At 31.2% G+C, this 16882-nt stretch carries 17 protein-coding genes and 1 pseudogene; 2 read left to right on the top strand and 16 right to left on the bottom strand.

Annotated elements, in window-relative coordinates; translation table 11 throughout:
• Positions 1-74: 74 nt before the first annotated feature.
• The 9 genes and pseudogenes from vanT to ACWJJ7_RS12690 form a co-directional block, all read right to left on the bottom strand.
• Positions 75-1286: a serine racemase VanT catalytic subunit gene (gene vanT / locus ACWJJ7_RS12730; protein WP_462962433.1), complete on the bottom strand. Its 1212-nt coding sequence runs from the start codon at positions 1284-1286 to the stop codon at positions 75-77.
• Positions 1283-2332 (bottom strand): D-alanine--D-serine ligase VanG, encoded by a 1050-nt coding sequence (vanG, locus tag ACWJJ7_RS12725; RefSeq protein WP_462962432.1) that lies wholly within the window; start codon positions 2330-2332, stop codon positions 1283-1285. The genes vanT and vanG overlap by 4 nt, the downstream gene beginning before the upstream one ends.
• Positions 2333-2336: 4 nt before the next feature.
• Positions 2337-3161, bottom strand: a complete 825-nt coding sequence (vanW, locus tag ACWJJ7_RS12720) for a glycopeptide resistance accessory protein VanW (RefSeq protein ID WP_462962431.1) — start codon at positions 3159-3161, stop codon at positions 2337-2339.
• A gap of 220 nt (positions 3162-3381) precedes the next feature.
• On the bottom strand, positions 3382-3537 hold the full coding sequence (locus ACWJJ7_RS12715; protein ID WP_462962430.1) for a penicillin-binding transpeptidase domain-containing protein: 156 nt from the start codon (positions 3535-3537) through the stop codon (positions 3382-3384).
• A gap of 79 nt (positions 3538-3616) precedes the next feature.
• Positions 3617-4588, bottom strand: coding sequence for a D-alanyl-D-alanine carboxypeptidase family protein (locus tag ACWJJ7_RS12710; RefSeq protein WP_462962429.1), 972 nt, complete (start codon positions 4586-4588; stop codon positions 3617-3619).
• Between the two features lie 1044 nt (positions 4589-5632).
• Positions 5633-5863, bottom strand: a pseudogene (locus ACWJJ7_RS12705) (aldo/keto reductase); the annotation flags it as partial.
• Positions 5864-5869: 6 nt separating this feature from the next.
• Positions 5870-6973 carry a sensor histidine kinase gene (locus ACWJJ7_RS12700; protein ID WP_462962428.1) on the bottom strand — a complete coding sequence of 368 codons (1104 nt, stop codon included), beginning with the start codon at positions 6971-6973 and terminating at the stop codon, positions 5870-5872.
• Positions 6951-7661 (bottom strand): response regulator transcription factor, encoded by a 711-nt coding sequence (locus ACWJJ7_RS12695; protein ID WP_462962427.1) that lies wholly within the window; start codon positions 7659-7661, stop codon positions 6951-6953. The genes ACWJJ7_RS12700 and ACWJJ7_RS12695 overlap by 23 nt, the downstream gene beginning before the upstream one ends.
• Before the next feature lie 224 nt (positions 7662-7885).
• Positions 7886-8593 (bottom strand): M15 family metallopeptidase, encoded by a 708-nt coding sequence (locus ACWJJ7_RS12690; protein WP_462962426.1) that lies wholly within the window; start codon positions 8591-8593, stop codon positions 7886-7888.
• 364 nt (positions 8594-8957) lie between these two features.
• Between ACWJJ7_RS12690 and ACWJJ7_RS12685 the strand changes: the two genes are divergently transcribed.
• Positions 8958-9407: a YsnF/AvaK domain-containing protein gene (locus ACWJJ7_RS12685; protein WP_165412386.1), complete on the top strand. Its 450-nt coding sequence runs from the start codon at positions 8958-8960 to the stop codon at positions 9405-9407.
• 65 nt (positions 9408-9472) lie between these two features.
• A complete protein-coding gene (locus ACWJJ7_RS12680; protein WP_224579096.1) occupies positions 9473-9928 on the top strand; it encodes a YsnF/AvaK domain-containing protein in 456 nt (151 codons plus the stop codon).
• 169 nt (positions 9929-10097) lie between these two features.
• Here the strand turns inward: ACWJJ7_RS12680 and ACWJJ7_RS12675 are convergent, their stop codons facing one another.
• The 7 genes from ACWJJ7_RS12675 to ACWJJ7_RS12645 all read right to left on the bottom strand — a co-directional run bounded on the left by ACWJJ7_RS12675 (position 10098) and on the right by ACWJJ7_RS12645 (position 16629).
• Positions 10098-10793, bottom strand: a complete 696-nt coding sequence (locus tag ACWJJ7_RS12675) for an ABC transporter permease (protein WP_165412387.1) — start codon at positions 10791-10793, stop codon at positions 10098-10100.
• 47 nt (positions 10794-10840) lie between these two features.
• Positions 10841-12106 carry an MFS transporter gene (locus tag ACWJJ7_RS12670; protein WP_462962425.1) on the bottom strand — a complete coding sequence of 422 codons (1266 nt, stop codon included), beginning with the start codon at positions 12104-12106 and terminating at the stop codon, positions 10841-10843.
• Positions 12107-12150: 44 nt separating this feature from the next.
• Entirely contained in the window at positions 12151-12852 is a 702-nt protein-coding gene (locus ACWJJ7_RS12665) for an ABC transporter permease (protein ID WP_462962424.1), read from the bottom strand.
• Positions 12853-13046: 194 nt separating this feature from the next.
• The gene (locus tag ACWJJ7_RS12660) at positions 13047-13730 is read right to left on the bottom strand and encodes an ABC transporter permease (RefSeq protein ID WP_462961671.1); all 684 of its coding nucleotides are present in this window, start codon (positions 13728-13730) and stop codon (positions 13047-13049) included.
• Between the two features lie 4 nt (positions 13731-13734).
• The gene (locus ACWJJ7_RS12655; RefSeq protein WP_462962423.1) at positions 13735-14658 is read right to left on the bottom strand and encodes an ABC transporter ATP-binding protein; all 924 of its coding nucleotides are present in this window, start codon (positions 14656-14658) and stop codon (positions 13735-13737) included.
• Between the two features lie 160 nt (positions 14659-14818).
• A complete protein-coding gene (locus ACWJJ7_RS12650) occupies positions 14819-15754 on the bottom strand; it encodes a sensor histidine kinase (protein WP_462962422.1) in 936 nt (311 codons plus the stop codon).
• A gap of 176 nt (positions 15755-15930) precedes the next feature.
• On the bottom strand, positions 15931-16629 hold the full coding sequence (locus ACWJJ7_RS12645; protein ID WP_462962421.1) for a response regulator transcription factor: 699 nt from the start codon (positions 16627-16629) through the stop codon (positions 15931-15933).
• Positions 16630-16882 lie beyond the last annotated feature (253 nt).

Raw genomic sequence — 16882 nt, 5'->3', positions numbered from 1 at the left:
ATAGGTATATACTATTCCTTTTTTTAAACAATTATATTAATTTCAATTTTAATTACTTGTAAATTTTTGTAGATTCATAAAATTATCCTTTCCAACCGACCTCCTAACCGACTTAGCAATTCACTGGCAATTGTCCCAGCATTTTTAGCTAATTGTTGTGCTGTAATTTTCTCTGGGCCATCACAACCAATCAATGTAGCAATTTCATTTTTCGTAACATCAGGAATATCGGTGACATCAACCATGAGTTGATCCATACAAATTCGACCAATGGTTGGTGCGCAACAGCCGTGAATCAAGACATAACCCACTCCACAGGAAATGCTTCTCGGCAGGCCATCTGCAAAACCTATAGGAAGAATAGCAACGCGTGTCTCCCTTTGTGCAATAAATTGACAGCCATAACTGACACTTTCTCCTGTATAAATTGTTCTTACGATTACAATTCTCGCTTTTAAAGCCAGAACAGGTTGCAAATCTATCTGCATTCTTGTTTTATTATCGGGCGAACTTAATGCACCGTATAGTGCATCTCCGATTCTGACATAATCGCATTGGAATTCTGGATAGTTTAAGATCCCATAACTGCTTTGAATGTGAATTTTAGGTAATGTATGCCCAAGTTTCTCAAGCCGATGCAACAGTGCATAAAAACTATGAAATTGATTTATGGTAAATTCAGTATCATCTGCTTTTGTGCTATCTGCGACGCATAGATGAGTAAAAATTCCACAAACCTTCAAATTCTCGCATCGCAGGATTTTATCAATCTCCATCGTGTTGTTGCAGCGTTCACCCAAACGATGCATACCAGTATCAATTTTGATGTGAACCTGTATAAGTTTTCCGAACACATTAAGCTGTTTTGCGTGGTCATAATCGGTTATCGTCTGCATCAAATTGTAACAAAGCATTTCTCTAGACCTCTTCGGTGAGGTATAACCTAAAATCAGTATATTGCCTTTAATTCCGTGCATCCGCAAATGGATAGCCTCGTCTATTGTGGCAACAGCGAAAGATTTAACGCCCAATTGGTTTAGATTGGCTGCTACCTCCGCATCGCCGTGCCCATAGGCATTGGCTTTCACAACAGCCATCAATTCGCATCCATCTGAAAGAACCTCACTTAAGGCTTTCACATTATGTCTTAAGTTGGTTAAATTGATTTCAATCCACGCTCTGTCCATATGTGTTTGTTTTGAATTAAATTCCATTCTTTTCGTTTTTTTTAAAATCATACTGCTAAGGATCGCAGTATCTTTAGGTTCTAATGTCAGTGTCCTCATCGTCTCATCTCCAGCATTATTAGGGAATCTACAATTTTATCAAAAGTCATACCAATTCCTTTAAGCATATTGGGATAGCGGCTATGAGAAGTAAAACCGGGAATGGTATTGACTTCATTAAAAATGATATCTCTATCCGGTGTTAAAAATAGGTCTACCCGTGCAAATCCGGAACATCGCAGCGCCTGATAAATTATGACAGATGTCCGCTTGATACGCGCAGCCATATCTGCGTCAGTGCGGGCAGGCATATGAATTTGGGAGGTTTTCGGGGTGTATTTTTCGATGTAATCATTAAACCCATTCGACAGTTCTATCTCATCCACCTCGCCAATAGTAAGTGAATCATTGCCAAGGACAGCGCAACCAACTTCGAATCCATTGATTGCTTCCTCTATGAGGATCTTATTGTCATACTGAAAGGCGACAGCGATCGCACCTTGAAGTTCGCTCCCTTGCGAAACCTTTGTGATGCCAAGAGAGGACCCTCCACTTACTGGTTTAACAAACATTGGAAATTTTAAGGGAACAATCCGCTCCATCAGTTCTGCATCGGAAATCTTAGATCTCAGCAAAATTGATGGAGGCGTTTTTACTCCGGCCAAATGCACGATTTTATGGGCAATGTCTTTGTCCATGCACATTGCTGAACTCAACGTGTCGCATCCTACAAAAGGGATACCAGCCATCGTCAATAAACCTTGTACTGTTCCGTCCTCACCGTTTTTTCCATGAAGGACGGGAAAAACCACATCAATTCTGGTCGCAATTATCTTATCATCATAAAACTCAAGCATCCCATGAATATGACGATCAGGTGAAATAATAGCCGGAACACAGGCCCCAATATCCATCCATGTATTGTCACGAATTTGCTCCGGTGAACCATCATATCTCATCCAAACTCCCGACCGCGTAATACCGATTAGGATTACATCGTAATATTCCAGATTAAGGCTTATAATAACAGAATAAGCAGATTGTAAGGAAACCTCATATTCGCTAGAGTATCCCCCAAATATGATTGCAATTGTTTTCTTTTTCATTGTATTATTCTCCTTTTTCTATAATTTCTATATCATCATGTAACTGATATCCTATTTCACATATATTGTTATAAAGAAGACTATCGTAAAACTGTTGTAATTTTTCATCTGACTTTCTTTGATAAATAGATACCTGCTGAAATACATTGCACCCTTTTCTATAATAGGATATATCTCGATCAAATATTTCGTACGTGAAATCTAGCTCTTTATTTGTCAAAATACTACCTTGCATATGGATGTCATCGAATGTAATCTTTATTTGGAATATGGAATTTGTCTCATTTTTAACCTTTAAATCCAACCATCCCTCGCTGACAGTAGCATCCGTAGCTTCGGGATTATCACTTGCTTCTGATGAAAATGTTTTAATATCGTGGGTATGTCGCTCTACAATTGTAAGTGAGGTGTGAATCAGCAACCAAAAAACTAAATTACTTAATTGACAAAGTCCACCACCATACTCTCCTACTATTTTTCCATCCTGTAAGACTAATCCATCTTTATAATTTTCATAACGGTCGGCTGATTTGACAAGTTGCCAAAAGGAAAAGGTTTCTCCAGGTTGTATTAAAATATTGTTAACTGTTTTGGCAGCAAGTTTTAGGTTATATACTTTATTAATTTGATATTGTAAATCAAATCCACTGTTGTCGTTTATCAACAAAGACCCTGCTTCGAATACCTTGTAGGGTAATGCATTATCTTCTTTCGTTTTCGCATAGCTGTTTTTATCAAAATACATATGTATGTAGAAGAATTTTTTTCTTTGCATTTTTCTAAGCGGCAATAAAAATGGGAATATCTGTGTAATTCTCTTTCGTGTCATATAATCTATCCTTCCATCTATTTATTTGTAATATCTTTTCCTTACTCTCTAATATTACAAAAATTAGTTTAAGAAAATTGTAATTAAATCTTAAGATTTCTTAAGATTACAATTTATTAAGCAATATAATTAAACAATAGTTTTAATTCTTTTTTGTAGCATTTTTGTTGATTTTATCATTTACATCATATGGAGATATATTCATTATTGAAAACAAATCTTAAAATAGCTTACGTGCTGCTGGTACTGCTGTCTTTCCCGCATAATATTTCATTGAGTTTGGTTCCTCTATAGTAACTATTAAGCTTACCTTTGGATTACTTGAAGGGGCCATACCTACAGTTGAATTTACAGTAATTATATTTAAATACAACATACAGTATTCTGCATTTATCATATTATAAATTAGGTAATCATTATACGAGTAGTGTTGTTAATAAGTTTTTATGGGAAGCTTATTTTTTTCCTAAGCTGTTGTACACCGCTAATGCATCGGTAATATTGTACTGCTCAGATTTGTGATTTCCCTTAGCACCGACTGTAATCAAAATATATTCTTTCCCGCCTACTTTAGCGAGACTTGCGAGGCATAGACCAGCCTCATCGGTATACCCAGTTTTTCCTCCTAAAATTTTTCCGCCACCAATATTTGAACCGTTAAGTTTTTCAAACATTGTACTGTTAAATGTTATCCCATCAGGGTGCTTATTCGTGGATTGGGTTGAATAGCTGGAAGAAGTGAAAATCTTACGGAATGTATCATTTTTAAGTGCATAGCTAAGAATTATAGTCAGATCCTTAACCGTTGTATAGTGATTTTTATCGTCAAGTCCAGTCGCATTGTCAAAATGGGTGTTATTCATACCGAGCTCTGCCGCCTTTTGGTTCATCATCTTTACAAAGTTCTGCTCTGAACCCGCGATTTTGTCGGCAAGCCCAATAGAACACTCCGCGCCACTTGGTAGCAGCGCCCCGTATAGCAGGTCAATTGCACTGACTTGCTCATTCGGTAAGAAGCCGGCCATTGAAGCATCTGCATTGTACAGCTTCTTAAACATAGAATTAGGGAGTTCTATTTTTTCCTGCAAATTTGACAAATTTTCTATTGCAACAATTGCGGTAATTATTTTGGTCAAAGACGCAGGATTAATTTTTTCTTCACTCTTTTTCTGCATCATGATAGTGTGATCATTTAAGCAGATCAGAATCGCATGAGGACTATTCAGATTATTTGAAGATATAGAAATAGATGGGTCAGATGCTATCATTACCGAGGCCCTCAGCGTGGTTTTATTATCGCCACTCTTATCATGTAAAGATCGGCCTCCAATGATAGTAATAGATTTATATACGAGAAGGACAATGACAACCATCAATAATAATAACAAAAAAATTACTTTTGTTTTCTTCTTAGGTTCTTTAAGCATAATAAAACATCTCCTTATTTTGTGCTGGTTTTGTTTAATCACAGAAGATTGCACTTTTCTTCTCTTATGTATTATTAATTCATCACGTTTTACAGGAGTAAAATTATAAACTCCTTAATTTACATTTTTAAGACTCATCCTTTTAACCATTTAAAGGATTGCTACTTTAATAATCTGTTTATTTTATGGTATATACATAGTAATTTTTACATATCTCGCCTTACCCTCAAAATATATATCTCACCTGGATGTTACTTTTCCACATCTCTGCACCTAGTTTATTATCATGTTCAAAACATATTTACTCTTTCAAAGCTTGTACATTACCTTCTTCACTATCCTATTTCTAATATTACCAAAAGGAGTTTAAGAAAATTGTAATTAATTCTTAAGATTTCTTAAGATTACAATTTATTAAGAAATATTATTACAAAGCTTTGGTTCCAATTCTCATATTATAAACAACCGCTCCATTAAAAAAATAAAAAGGCTACATTCCTTTAAATTATCTTAAAGAGAATGTAGCCTTTTTATTTGGATATTTATTCTGCAGTCATAAATTGACTTTATTAAGAATTTTGCGGTAACTTCTAAATTTTTTTACCATTTTATATATTACTTTATATACCCAAAATCCTAAAATTGATCCTAAAACATTTAATATAATGTCATCAATATCCAAGAACCTAAACTAAAAACTAACTATATTATTTCAATTCATATAAAGAAGATATTTTCCAACTCGTTATATTCATTAAATAACGAATATTTCCACTGAAAAGGAAAAAAAACTCTTATTATTCAATAAAAAGCAATACAAACTAAAATTGATATGGCCTTCGATAAACAAATATCTAAAACACTTCAACTAAAATTAATTAGTCGAGGGGTTCACTGGCGGAGGCGAGTATACTGGATTGATGCTTAAAGATAATGCATCTTTAAATACCTGTAACCTAAGATGCTTTTATATTAATAGCTACAGATGTGAATTAACCTATACCTTCCTTAGGTAATTCACTTTATTACTCTTATATCAGCTATTTATGGAAGCTTATTACCTGCTGCCCTATATATATCATACCACTCAATCCTTGTTAGTTTAACCTGCGAGGCCTTACAAATATCCTTTAAACGCTTTTGGTTTGTTGTACCCACTAATGGCTGGATTTTAGCAGGATGCCTTAGAATCCAAGCAATTGCAATTGCTGTATTTGATACGCCTCTAGTAGCTGCAATTTCATTTATTTTATTGTTTAGCTCTGGGAATTTATCACCTTATTAACTACCCAAGGGCAATTTAATTATAAAAGCAGTTCTCTCATAATTGCTTTCAACAAAAATTTCACCTTCATGAAGCTCTATTATACTTTTGGTTATAGAAAGACCTAATCCTGAACCTCCAGTAAATCCTGAACGTGATTTTTCAACTCTATAGAACCTTTCAAAAATAAAAGGTACATCTATACTTGGTATTGGCTCACCATAATTAATTATCTCTATAACCGCACTATTATTTTCTTTCCTAGTACATATGTCAATATACTCAGTCCCACTACCATAGTTCATACCATTAGAAATTAGATTTTCAAATGCCCTAGCCATTTTAACTGCATCAGCCACTATTAAGAGTTTATCCTCCGAAAAATATGTCCTACACTCAATATCTACTTTTCTAAACTGTGGCCTAAATTCCAATGCTACTTGATTTAAAAGTTCAATTACGTTTATTAATTCTTTATTTAATTTTAAAGTACTATTTCTCATTATAGTATACTGAAATAAATCATTGATTAAATTATTCAATCGTTTTGATTTTTCATAGGCAATATTCACATAATATCTAAGTTCAACTTCATCTTTATATTTATCCTTATCTATGAGTTCAAGATACCCTAGTATTGATGTTAATGGAGTACGTAAATCATGAGATACATTTGTTATTAATTCATACTTTGTTTGTTCTGCTCTCCGCTCTTCCTCTATCGATTTATTTAATTTTTCTATTATTTCATTCATATTTTTAGCTGTTTTCCCTAACTCTGCTTTCGATTGTTCTGGTATCTTTTTATCTATCCTACCCTCTGCTATGGCTTTAATATGTTCATCGACTTCTACAAAGTACTTAATCTTCTTGTAAATCAATAAATGGGAATAACTTATAAAAATTATTATCCATAGTGCAATTGCTATCTTTATAAAATCGTAATGTAGCCTTGCCTTATAAATTTCATCTAAAAATTGTTGTGAATACATTGCACATATTGCCAAAAAAAACTTCCACATAATATACATTACTGCCATTGTTAATGCTGATAATAGAAAAGCAAGTAATATATTAAAAACTACTTTTAACTCTAATTTATATATAAGTTTTCTTTTCAATTTTATACCCTACTCCCCATATAGTATGAATAAGTTTCTCACCACCTAAAACCTCATCAAGCTTATCTCTTAATTTACTCATGTGAGTCATAACTGTATTATTAGATTGATAATATTTTTCCTTCCAAACTCTTTGAAATATCTCTTCTGCACTAAAAACTCTCCCTGGATTATTAGCTAAGACGTGTAATATTTCAAATTCTGTAGAAGTTAACGCAATAATCTTATTATATACTTCTACCTGATGAGTGGATTTTTTAATTTTAAGTGGTCCTATAACTATAGTATCTCTATCTTTTAATTGATCGCTATTTTTATCGAATTCGTAAATTCTTCTAAATATAGACTTAACTCTAACCATAAGCTCTAAAGGATTAAATGGTTTTACCATATAATCATCAGCTCCTGACAATAACCCTTTTATTTTATCTGAATCTTGATTTTTAGCACTTAACATAATTATAGGTATATTAAGCTTCTCACGAACTTTGTTACACACTTCTATACCATCAATTTTAGGCATCATTATATCTAGTATTATAAGATTTATATTATAATTATCTATAACTCGTAAAGCTTGTTCACCATCATATGCTTTGTAAATATCATGTCCTTCATTAGTTAAATATATTTCAATTAAATTAACTATTTCTTTATCATCATCTACAACTAATATATTTTTACCCATATAATCACTCCATTTATTTGTTCAGAAAGCATTTTGTGCAATATATAACTTATAATCGTACTGAAGGTTGAAACTTATACATTTTTAATAAGTATATAGCTTAAAAATATATTTGTCGAACATAAATATAGAAATACAAAATATGGAGGACTTATCCCAAATTCATTTACTAAAAACACAGATAATATCATAATAAACATGCTTTAATTATATGCTTTGATTGTTTAAGATTCTAAAAACTCCTCCAAAGTAATATCCTTTGAGTAAATTTTCTCTGAATTCTCAACACCTACATACCTTACATGCCAAGGTTCATAATTATAACCTGTAATATCTTCTTTTCCTTTTCCATATCTTATTATAAATCCAAATTTATAAGCATTCTCTTGAAGCCATTTACCTTCTTTAGTGTTTTCAAAACCTGTACTCTTTTCAGCATTAGTTATATCCATTGCTAACCCTGATTGATGCTCACTTTCACCTGCCGTTGCCACATACTTATATGTATACCCTTTCCCGCTTATTTTAATACTATTTTCATATAACTCTTTTTGAGTTGCATAAGACCTATAACCAGATAACGCATAAAGTATAATCCCCTCCTCTTCACCTTTTTGAAATAGCCTTTTAAGTGCATCCCCTGCATTCCCTTTCATCAGCATTTCTTCATTTGACACGTTAGGATAAATTTTAACATTTACAACTTTTAAATTATGTGGAACATAATCCTTATCCAAGGTATTTCCTCTGTTCACTAACATTAAATCACCATCATCTACATTGCTATTGTCATTAGATATATCTTTAATAGCTTCAATATAATCGTTCCTTTCAATTACATCCCCTATAACTTTTATACTACCATATTTGCTGTTTATATATATTAAGCATACAATTCCTAAAATCAAAATCACTCCAATTTTCTTCTTCATCTTAAACTCCTCCTTATTTACTTTTAAAACTTAATTTCAAGTAAATAACACATTTATTTTATTTGAAATTTTTCAACAAAGTAAAATGCATATTCCTTACTTTATTATATTACAAAAAGGAGTTTAAGAAAATTGTAATTAAACCTTAAGATTTCTTAAGATTACGGTATGATTATCTTTATGTAGAATACAGCTACACCTTCAAGCTTCATTATAATGTATAAGTAAACAATAAAAAATGGTTAATTTAAACATTTTAGTATTTATTGAATCAATCATTACATACAAATCTTTAGGATAATATATTTCTTTAAAGGACAATATATTAATGAATTAAAATTATTAATTAATGGAGGTATTATATATGAGCATACTTGATGGATTTTTTGAAAAAGGTGATTCCGCTGTCAAAAAAACTACTGATGATACCGCAAACCTTAGTCTGCGCAAAGAAGAGCTTGATATTTCGAAAAGCAGAGTACAAAAAGGTGATGTAGAAATTAGTAAGGAAATTTTAGAAGAACATAAAAAAGTTGAAGTACCCGTAACACGTGAAGAAGTAGTAATTGAAAGAAGAACCTTAAACAATGAAGCAAGTGATTCTCCTATTACTAGTGAAGAAACCATTAACATTCCTGTAAGTGAGGAGAAAGTTAATGTAGGTAAACATACAGTAATAACAGGTGAAATTTCAGCTCATAAACACGAAATTGAAAATACAGTGCATATAGATGAGACCCTTAAACGAGAAGAAGCTCGAATAAATAAAATTGGTGATGTCAATATAATTGACAATGGAACCGATCAAAAATAATAAATTAGAAAACACCTCACTAATGACTCGTGAGGTGTTTTTCAAGATAAGTGGAGGGAAAAAGCATGGCAAAGGATTCCACAGAAAACAAAAACGGTAAATATATGCCAAAAGTAGCTGCTTTGAAACAAAGCATATGTGACCCTAATAAAAATGTTACCCTTAAAATTAAAGAAGAACAACTTGATATCTCTAAAGAGTGGATGCAAACAGGAGATGTTAAGATTTATAGAGAGTCTTCTACGCTACAAAAAAGTTTTACTGTGCCCGTTAAACTCGTAGAGCTTGTAATAGAACATACAATTCCTGCAGATATTACTACAAAACACAAAGATATGCATACAGAAGTAATACGCATCCCTCTTAGTGAAGAAAGTATCGAATTTACAAAGCACAAAGTTACTTTAGAAGATGTATCCATATATAAACAGAAGATACAAGATATAAAAATCATTGAAGCAACATTAAAAAGAGAAGAAGCTAAGGTTAAGATATCTGGCTCCCTAAGAATTAAAGACTAATTAAGTTTAAAGCGCTTTTAATTTCTAAATTTTATGTTACTTTTTCAAAGATTGAAAATATCCACATAAGTATATTAGGATGAATATCTCTAGAATCTACAAATTAAACCATCACCGTGTTATTGAAAACTCACTGTGATGGTTGTTTCCATATTTTTTAATCCAATACTTATTTAATAACATCTACATGTTCTATATTCCTTATAGATAGATACGCAATAAATCCTCCTACAATAGAGAGTGCTATTGGTATTGCAATAATATTACTTAATGTGTACTTCCCGTTACCGGAGCATACAATAGATACTATTAATATTGCGGATACTATTGTAGCAGGTACTGATTTTTTTCTCATTCCAAAATATAAAGGGATTAATCCCATACCGGTAGAAGCTAAAGCATTAATGCCAATAGTCATAAAACTCCTTATTATTGTGGAACTGGTTAATTTATCAGGCGTAAAATTGTAAAAGTTATTAATAATGCATAAAACAAAATCTATAAAGATATTAGATAAAACTATAGATATAAAGGTGAATAATACAACAATAAGTAATTTAGCCATAATCAATTTTTTTCTACTTATAGGATACATAAACAATACCGTAATTGTATTGCTCTTATATTCTTCAATTATGAACCTGGCAATAAGCACTGAAGCAAATATTATAAAAGTAGCTTTTACCGTGGTATCAACCATTGAAAAAGTAAAAGGAAGGCTAGTGAAGTCTATGTCCCCTACATTTTTTGATACAACAATTGTCATTGCGAATATAGCTATTATAACTATGTTTGCGATTATGGCTCCTTTTATATATCCCCCTATTTTAACCTTTTTCATTTCTAATTTCATTAATTTAAACACTCATATCATCTCCATTTAATAAATTTAAAAAGTGTATTTCTCATTTTTCATACCTCTAAATCCACTGGCGGCTCCTTAATCAATTTACTTCTAAATGCTAAAATAATTATAAGTAACATTAGTGAACCTATGGTGACACATGCCCATGCTTCTAATGTATCAAAAAAAATTCCAAATATCATCTGTCCAATTGGGATGGCTGCCATACAACCTGCACTCATTACTGCACTTACCCTTCCCATCATTGATAAAGGCACTTCTTTCTGAATTATTGTAATTACTGTTATACTTGCAATGTTCATTATCATGCCAATGATGCAACCTGCTATAATAATACTTATATAGGGTATAATGTTACTACTAAACAAATTAACATAAGCGGAAGTAGATATTACTGCAATTACTCCAGTTACTAATGCTGAACTAAAAATGCTTAAAAAAATAATTTTACCAGGCTTAATCACTTTACTTATTTTCCCAACCACAACCGTGGAAATGAGCAAAGCTGCAAATAAAGTTGATTGCAGTATTCCATACTGAAAATCAGTTATTTTAAATATTTCTTTTGATATATATGTTATACCTAAACCAAATATAGGATATAAAATAAAGTTTATAAATAATGCTAACGTAATAATAGTTAAAATCAATTTTTTCTGCTTTATAAATGCAATCCCCTCACCAAAATCAGTTAAAAAAGATTTTACACTTAATTTATTGGATTTTACACTCAACTTAGGAATAATTATAAACATTTCGCTTACTCCAGACAGAATAAAGCTTACTGAATTAACCAATAATATTCCTATTAACCCGTATATTGAAAATAGTACCCCTGCTAAAATAGGTGCAACTACATTCCCAACCGTAAGTATAAAAGAATCTACTCCATTAGCCTCTACTAAATCGTCATTTTCTACAATACTTGGTATAATTGTACTTATCGCTGGTAAAAATACTGAATTAATTACAGCCATAATAATTGCTAAGACATATATACTTGTTAATGATATATAACCATTATGTTTATATACAACCCAGTAAATTCCTATTATAATCCCAGATATAATATCCGCATATACTATTAATTTTTTTCTGTCGAACCAATCTGCAAATACTCCTGCTATTGGTCCAAGAATTACTCTAGGTATTATTCCAACTGCTGTTACTGCAGCAAATTTTGTTGCCGATCCTGTTACATTTAGAACATATAATGACAATGCAAATGTCTGCATTGTACTTCCTATTAATGATATAAATTTACCAAACATTAATACTATAAAGTTTTTTTCTCTAAGAGGTTTCAAGTTCATTTATTTCTCCCCCAATTTTACCCAATATACAAATTCGTTAAATATTATTTAATAACATCTACATGTTCTATATTCCTTATAGATAGATATGCAATAAATACTCCTATAATAGAAAGTGCTATTGGTATTGCAACAATGTTACTTAGTGAGTGGCCTCCCATATCAGAGCATACAACAGATACTATTAATATTCCGGATAATATTGTAGCAGGTACTGATTTTTTTCTCATTCCAAAATATAAAGGGATTAATCCCATACCGGTAGAAGCTAAAGCATTAATACCAATAATAATAAAATTACTTATTATTGTGGAGCTAGTTAATTTATCAGGCGTAAAGTTATGAAAGTTATTAATAATGCATAAAACAAAATCTATAAAAATATTAGATAAAACTGTAGCTATAAAAGTGAATAGTACCACAATAAGTAGTTTAGCCATAATCAACTTTTTTCTGTTTATAGGATACATAAATAATACCGTAATTGTATTACTTTTATATTCTTCAATGATGAACCTAGCAATGAGCACTGAAGCAAATATTGTAAAAATAGCTTTTACCACGCTATCAACCATTGTAAAAGTAAAATGAAGGCTAGTAAACTCTATTTCTATTTCCCCTACATTTTTTGATACAAAAATCATTGCTACTAAAATCGCTATTATAATTATATTTGCGATTATTGCTCCTTTTATATATCCCGCCATCTTAACCTTTTTCATTTCTAATTTCATTAATTTAAGCATTTATGTCACCTCCATTTAATAAATTTTAAAAGTGTATTTACCATTTTTCATACCTCTAAATCTACTTGCGGTTCCTTAATCAAGTTCCTTCTAACAACCTGTACTCATTACTGTACTTACCCTTCCCATCATTGATAAATGCAAGAAGTTTCAACTTCAGTTATTCCTCCCCCAATATACAAATTTGCTAAATATTATTTAATAACATCTACATGTTCTATATTCCTTATAGATAGATACGCAATAAATACCCCTATAATAGAAAGCGCTATTGATATTGCAATACTATTACTTAATGAATGACCGCCCCTATCGCCACATACAATAGATACTATTAATATTGAAGATACTATTGTAACAGGTACTGATTTTTTTCTCATTCCAAAATATAGAGGAATCAGTCCCATACCGCTAGATGCTAAAGCATTAATACCAATAGTCATAAAGTTACTCATTATTAATGAGCTGGTTAATTTGTCAGGCGTAAAGTTATAAAACTTATTAACAATACATAAAACAAAATCTATAAAAATATTAGATAAAACTGTAGAAATAAAAGTGAATACTACCACAATAAGTAGTTTAGCTATAATCAACTTTTTTCTACTTATAGGATACATAAACAATACCGTAATTGTATTGCTTTTATATTCTTCAATTATGAACCTAGCAATAAGCACTGAAGCAAATATTATAAAAGTACCTTTTACCATGCCATCAACAAATGAAAAAGTAAAGGGGATGCTAGTAAACTCTACACCGCCTTCATTTTTTGTTGAAAAAATCATTACTGCGAGCAGCGCTATTATAACTATATTTGCGATTATAACCCCTTTTATATTTCGCCATACCTTACTCTTTTTCATTTCTAATTTTATTAATTTAAGAATTTATGTCACCTCCATTTAACAAGTTTAAGAAGTGTTCTTCTAATGAACTGTTTTTCTTAGTTATTTCTTCAATGATAACATCATTTAAAACTAAGGTTTTAGATATAATGCTTTGTGGTACTGTAGCTTCATATATCCTTATTACACCAATATCCAGAACTTTAAAATTGGATATATTAAGATTGTTTGATAAAATATACGACGCTTTTTTGTAATCTTTAGTAACCAGTTCTATATATTCTGTATTACTTTCTCTGATGCTTTGCATAGAAACTTCTTCTATTAATCTACCACTATTTATAACTCCTATGGTATCCGCTATTTGCTCAATTTCTCCTAAACTATGACTAGATAACAATATAGTTATTCCGTACTCCTTACTCAACATTTTAAATAAATTTCTTAAATCCTTAATGCCTATTGGGTCAAGTCCATTGATAGGTTCGTCTAGTATTAATAATTCTGGCTTGGTTGTGATTGCTCTTGCAATTCCAAGCCTTTGCTTCATACCAAGAGAAAAATCTTTAACTAGTTTATTATCAATATTTTTTAGATTTACAAGATCTATCGCTTTATCAATTGCTCCCTTATCGTGGTAACCCATGTACCCACAGTGAAGCTCCAAATTTTCTCTGGCTGTAAGCCTTTCATAAAACACGGGATATTCAATGATAGAACCAAGCCTTTTTAAAACCTCATAAGAAGTATCTGTAAGCTTTTCGCCGAAAATTTCAACTTCACCACTTGTAGGCTTAACTAGATTTGTCATTATCTTCATAATTGTTGTTTTACCTGCACCATTTGGTCCTAGAAATCCATAAATTTCACCCTTTTTAATATTCATATTCACATTTGCTACCACTTCTTTGCCATTATATGTTTTAGTCAAATTACTAGTTTTTAGTATATATTCCATTTTGTCTCCCCCTTCAACCACTTTCTATATTTCTATTGTAGCAATTGAACTTCTCTTTTTTATTACTTAAATCTTACAAAATTCTTAAGTCTTTTCTAAAAAAAAGGTGCCCTATCTTTATAATGGCACTATAGACAGGACACCTCGCTTTTCATGATCATTAATAGGTTATTCTTTTTAATTTAAAAATAAACGACGTTTTCTCATAAGGTTTGCTCTCGAGGATTATCTCTCCCTCTAATTTTTCTACAAGTCTTTTAGTTATTGTAAGACCAAGGCCACTGCCTTGATACAGTTTATTTCTTGAATCCTCAAGGGTGTACATCCTTTCAAAAACCCTATCTTTATGCATTTCACTAATGCCTTTACCCTTATCCCAAACCTCTACATATACATATTCCTCATCACTTCTCAAGGATAATCCTAAAACCATTCCATCATTTCCATATTTAATGGCATTTGAAATGAAATTATTAATAATCCTGTCTAGCGCCTCTTCATTTCCTAGAGAATGAATGTTATTTTTTGGAATATCAATAATAACCTCAAAACCTTTGCTCGTTAAAATATCATAAAAAGCTAATATGTTTTTTCTGCAAACCTCATTCATATTAATTCTTGTTAGTGGTATATCCGTATCCCCTGACTCTAGCTTTGCTAAATCAAAGAACTTATTAATAAGCTCCAGCACTTCTTTTGTTTTATTTTCTACCTTTGATAATAATAAATTCCTTTCTTCGCTGCTTATATTGCTGTCCAGTTTTATTGTTTCAATATATCCAAGCACCACTGTAAGTGGTGTTTTTAAATCATGAGAAATGTTTGAAAGCATTTTCCTCATTGTTATTTCAGCCTTTGAATAATCTGCTAGTATTTTTTGATTATGTTCTAAAACCCTGTTAATCTCTATTAAAATAGGGATAATTTCTTTATCATCAGTAAAAACTAAAAGCTTCTCACTGGTGTTACTGCCTATAATATTGTTTAACTTTTCATGAATGTACTTTAAATTATCACTTCTATGTTTTTGTGATTTATGTTGAAAATATATTATACAGGCTAAAATAGCTATTACTATTAATAAAAAAATAATCATTTAAATCATCTCCTTCGGAGCTGCAATATTAACGACTTCGGAAGGATATTTACCCCTTTGCAGACCTCTGGGGCAGATAATAATTATCAATTGTTATCCCCCCACTGAAGTTTTCTATTTATTGGGGTATGTAACTCCCACTTATAGAAGTAGGAGACTTTCCTTCTGAAATGTCGTTAAAACTCTCCTAATTTGTAGCCTATTCCCCATAAGGTTTTAAGATATTTAGGCTCTGAAGGATTGTCCTCTATTTTTTCTCTTAATCTTCTCATATGCACATTTATCAAATTCTCATCTCCAAAATAGTCTTCATTCCAAACAAAGCTGTATATTTGTGCTTTAGTAAAAACTCTATTTGGATTCGAAATGAATAGTTTTAAAATATCAAATTCTTTTGAAGTCAGCTGCATATTTACACCCTTTTTAGTAACTGAATAATTTTTCAAATCAACAGTAAGGTGGTTAACATTAATAATATTCACTTCTTCTTTCTTATCATTTTTAGCGTATTTATTTGCACGTCTTATCCCTGCTTTAATCCTCGCAGATAGCTCTATCATTGAAAAAGGCTTGGCAATATAGTCATCAGCACCCAGTCCTAGCCCTACAGCCTTATCCACATCACTGTCCTTTGCTGACATAATTAAAATAGGTATTAAACTTGTTTCTCTGACAATTTTCATAACTTCCATTCCATCAAGCTTTGGCATCATTATATCAAGAATAATTAAATCAAAGGAATTATTTAAAAACTTACCTACCCCTTCTTCGCCATTGAAAGCAGTAGTTATATTAAACCCTTCTTTTCTTAAGTAATTTTCAACCATTTCACTAATAGCTATATCATCTTCAATAAGTAAAATTCTATTTTCCATAAAAATGTCACCTCTTTTCATATTTCGTATAATCTAAGCTACCTGAATTGCCCTAATCAGATATAACGAATCTTCTCTGCGTATTTATTTCATTATACAGAGTATAAATATTAATTTCAAATATTAATAATAATTATATATTAAATAAAAAACCAGTGAATTTAATGACATTTCAGAAAGAAAGTCGTTAAATTGTTCAGAGGTAAGTTGTAAAATGAAATGATCATAGAACAAAAAATAAAGACCCAAGAGA

It is taken from the genome of Clostridium sp. CM042 (genome assembly GCF_055080995.1).
This window is presented reverse-complemented; position numbering and strand designations above follow the sequence as displayed.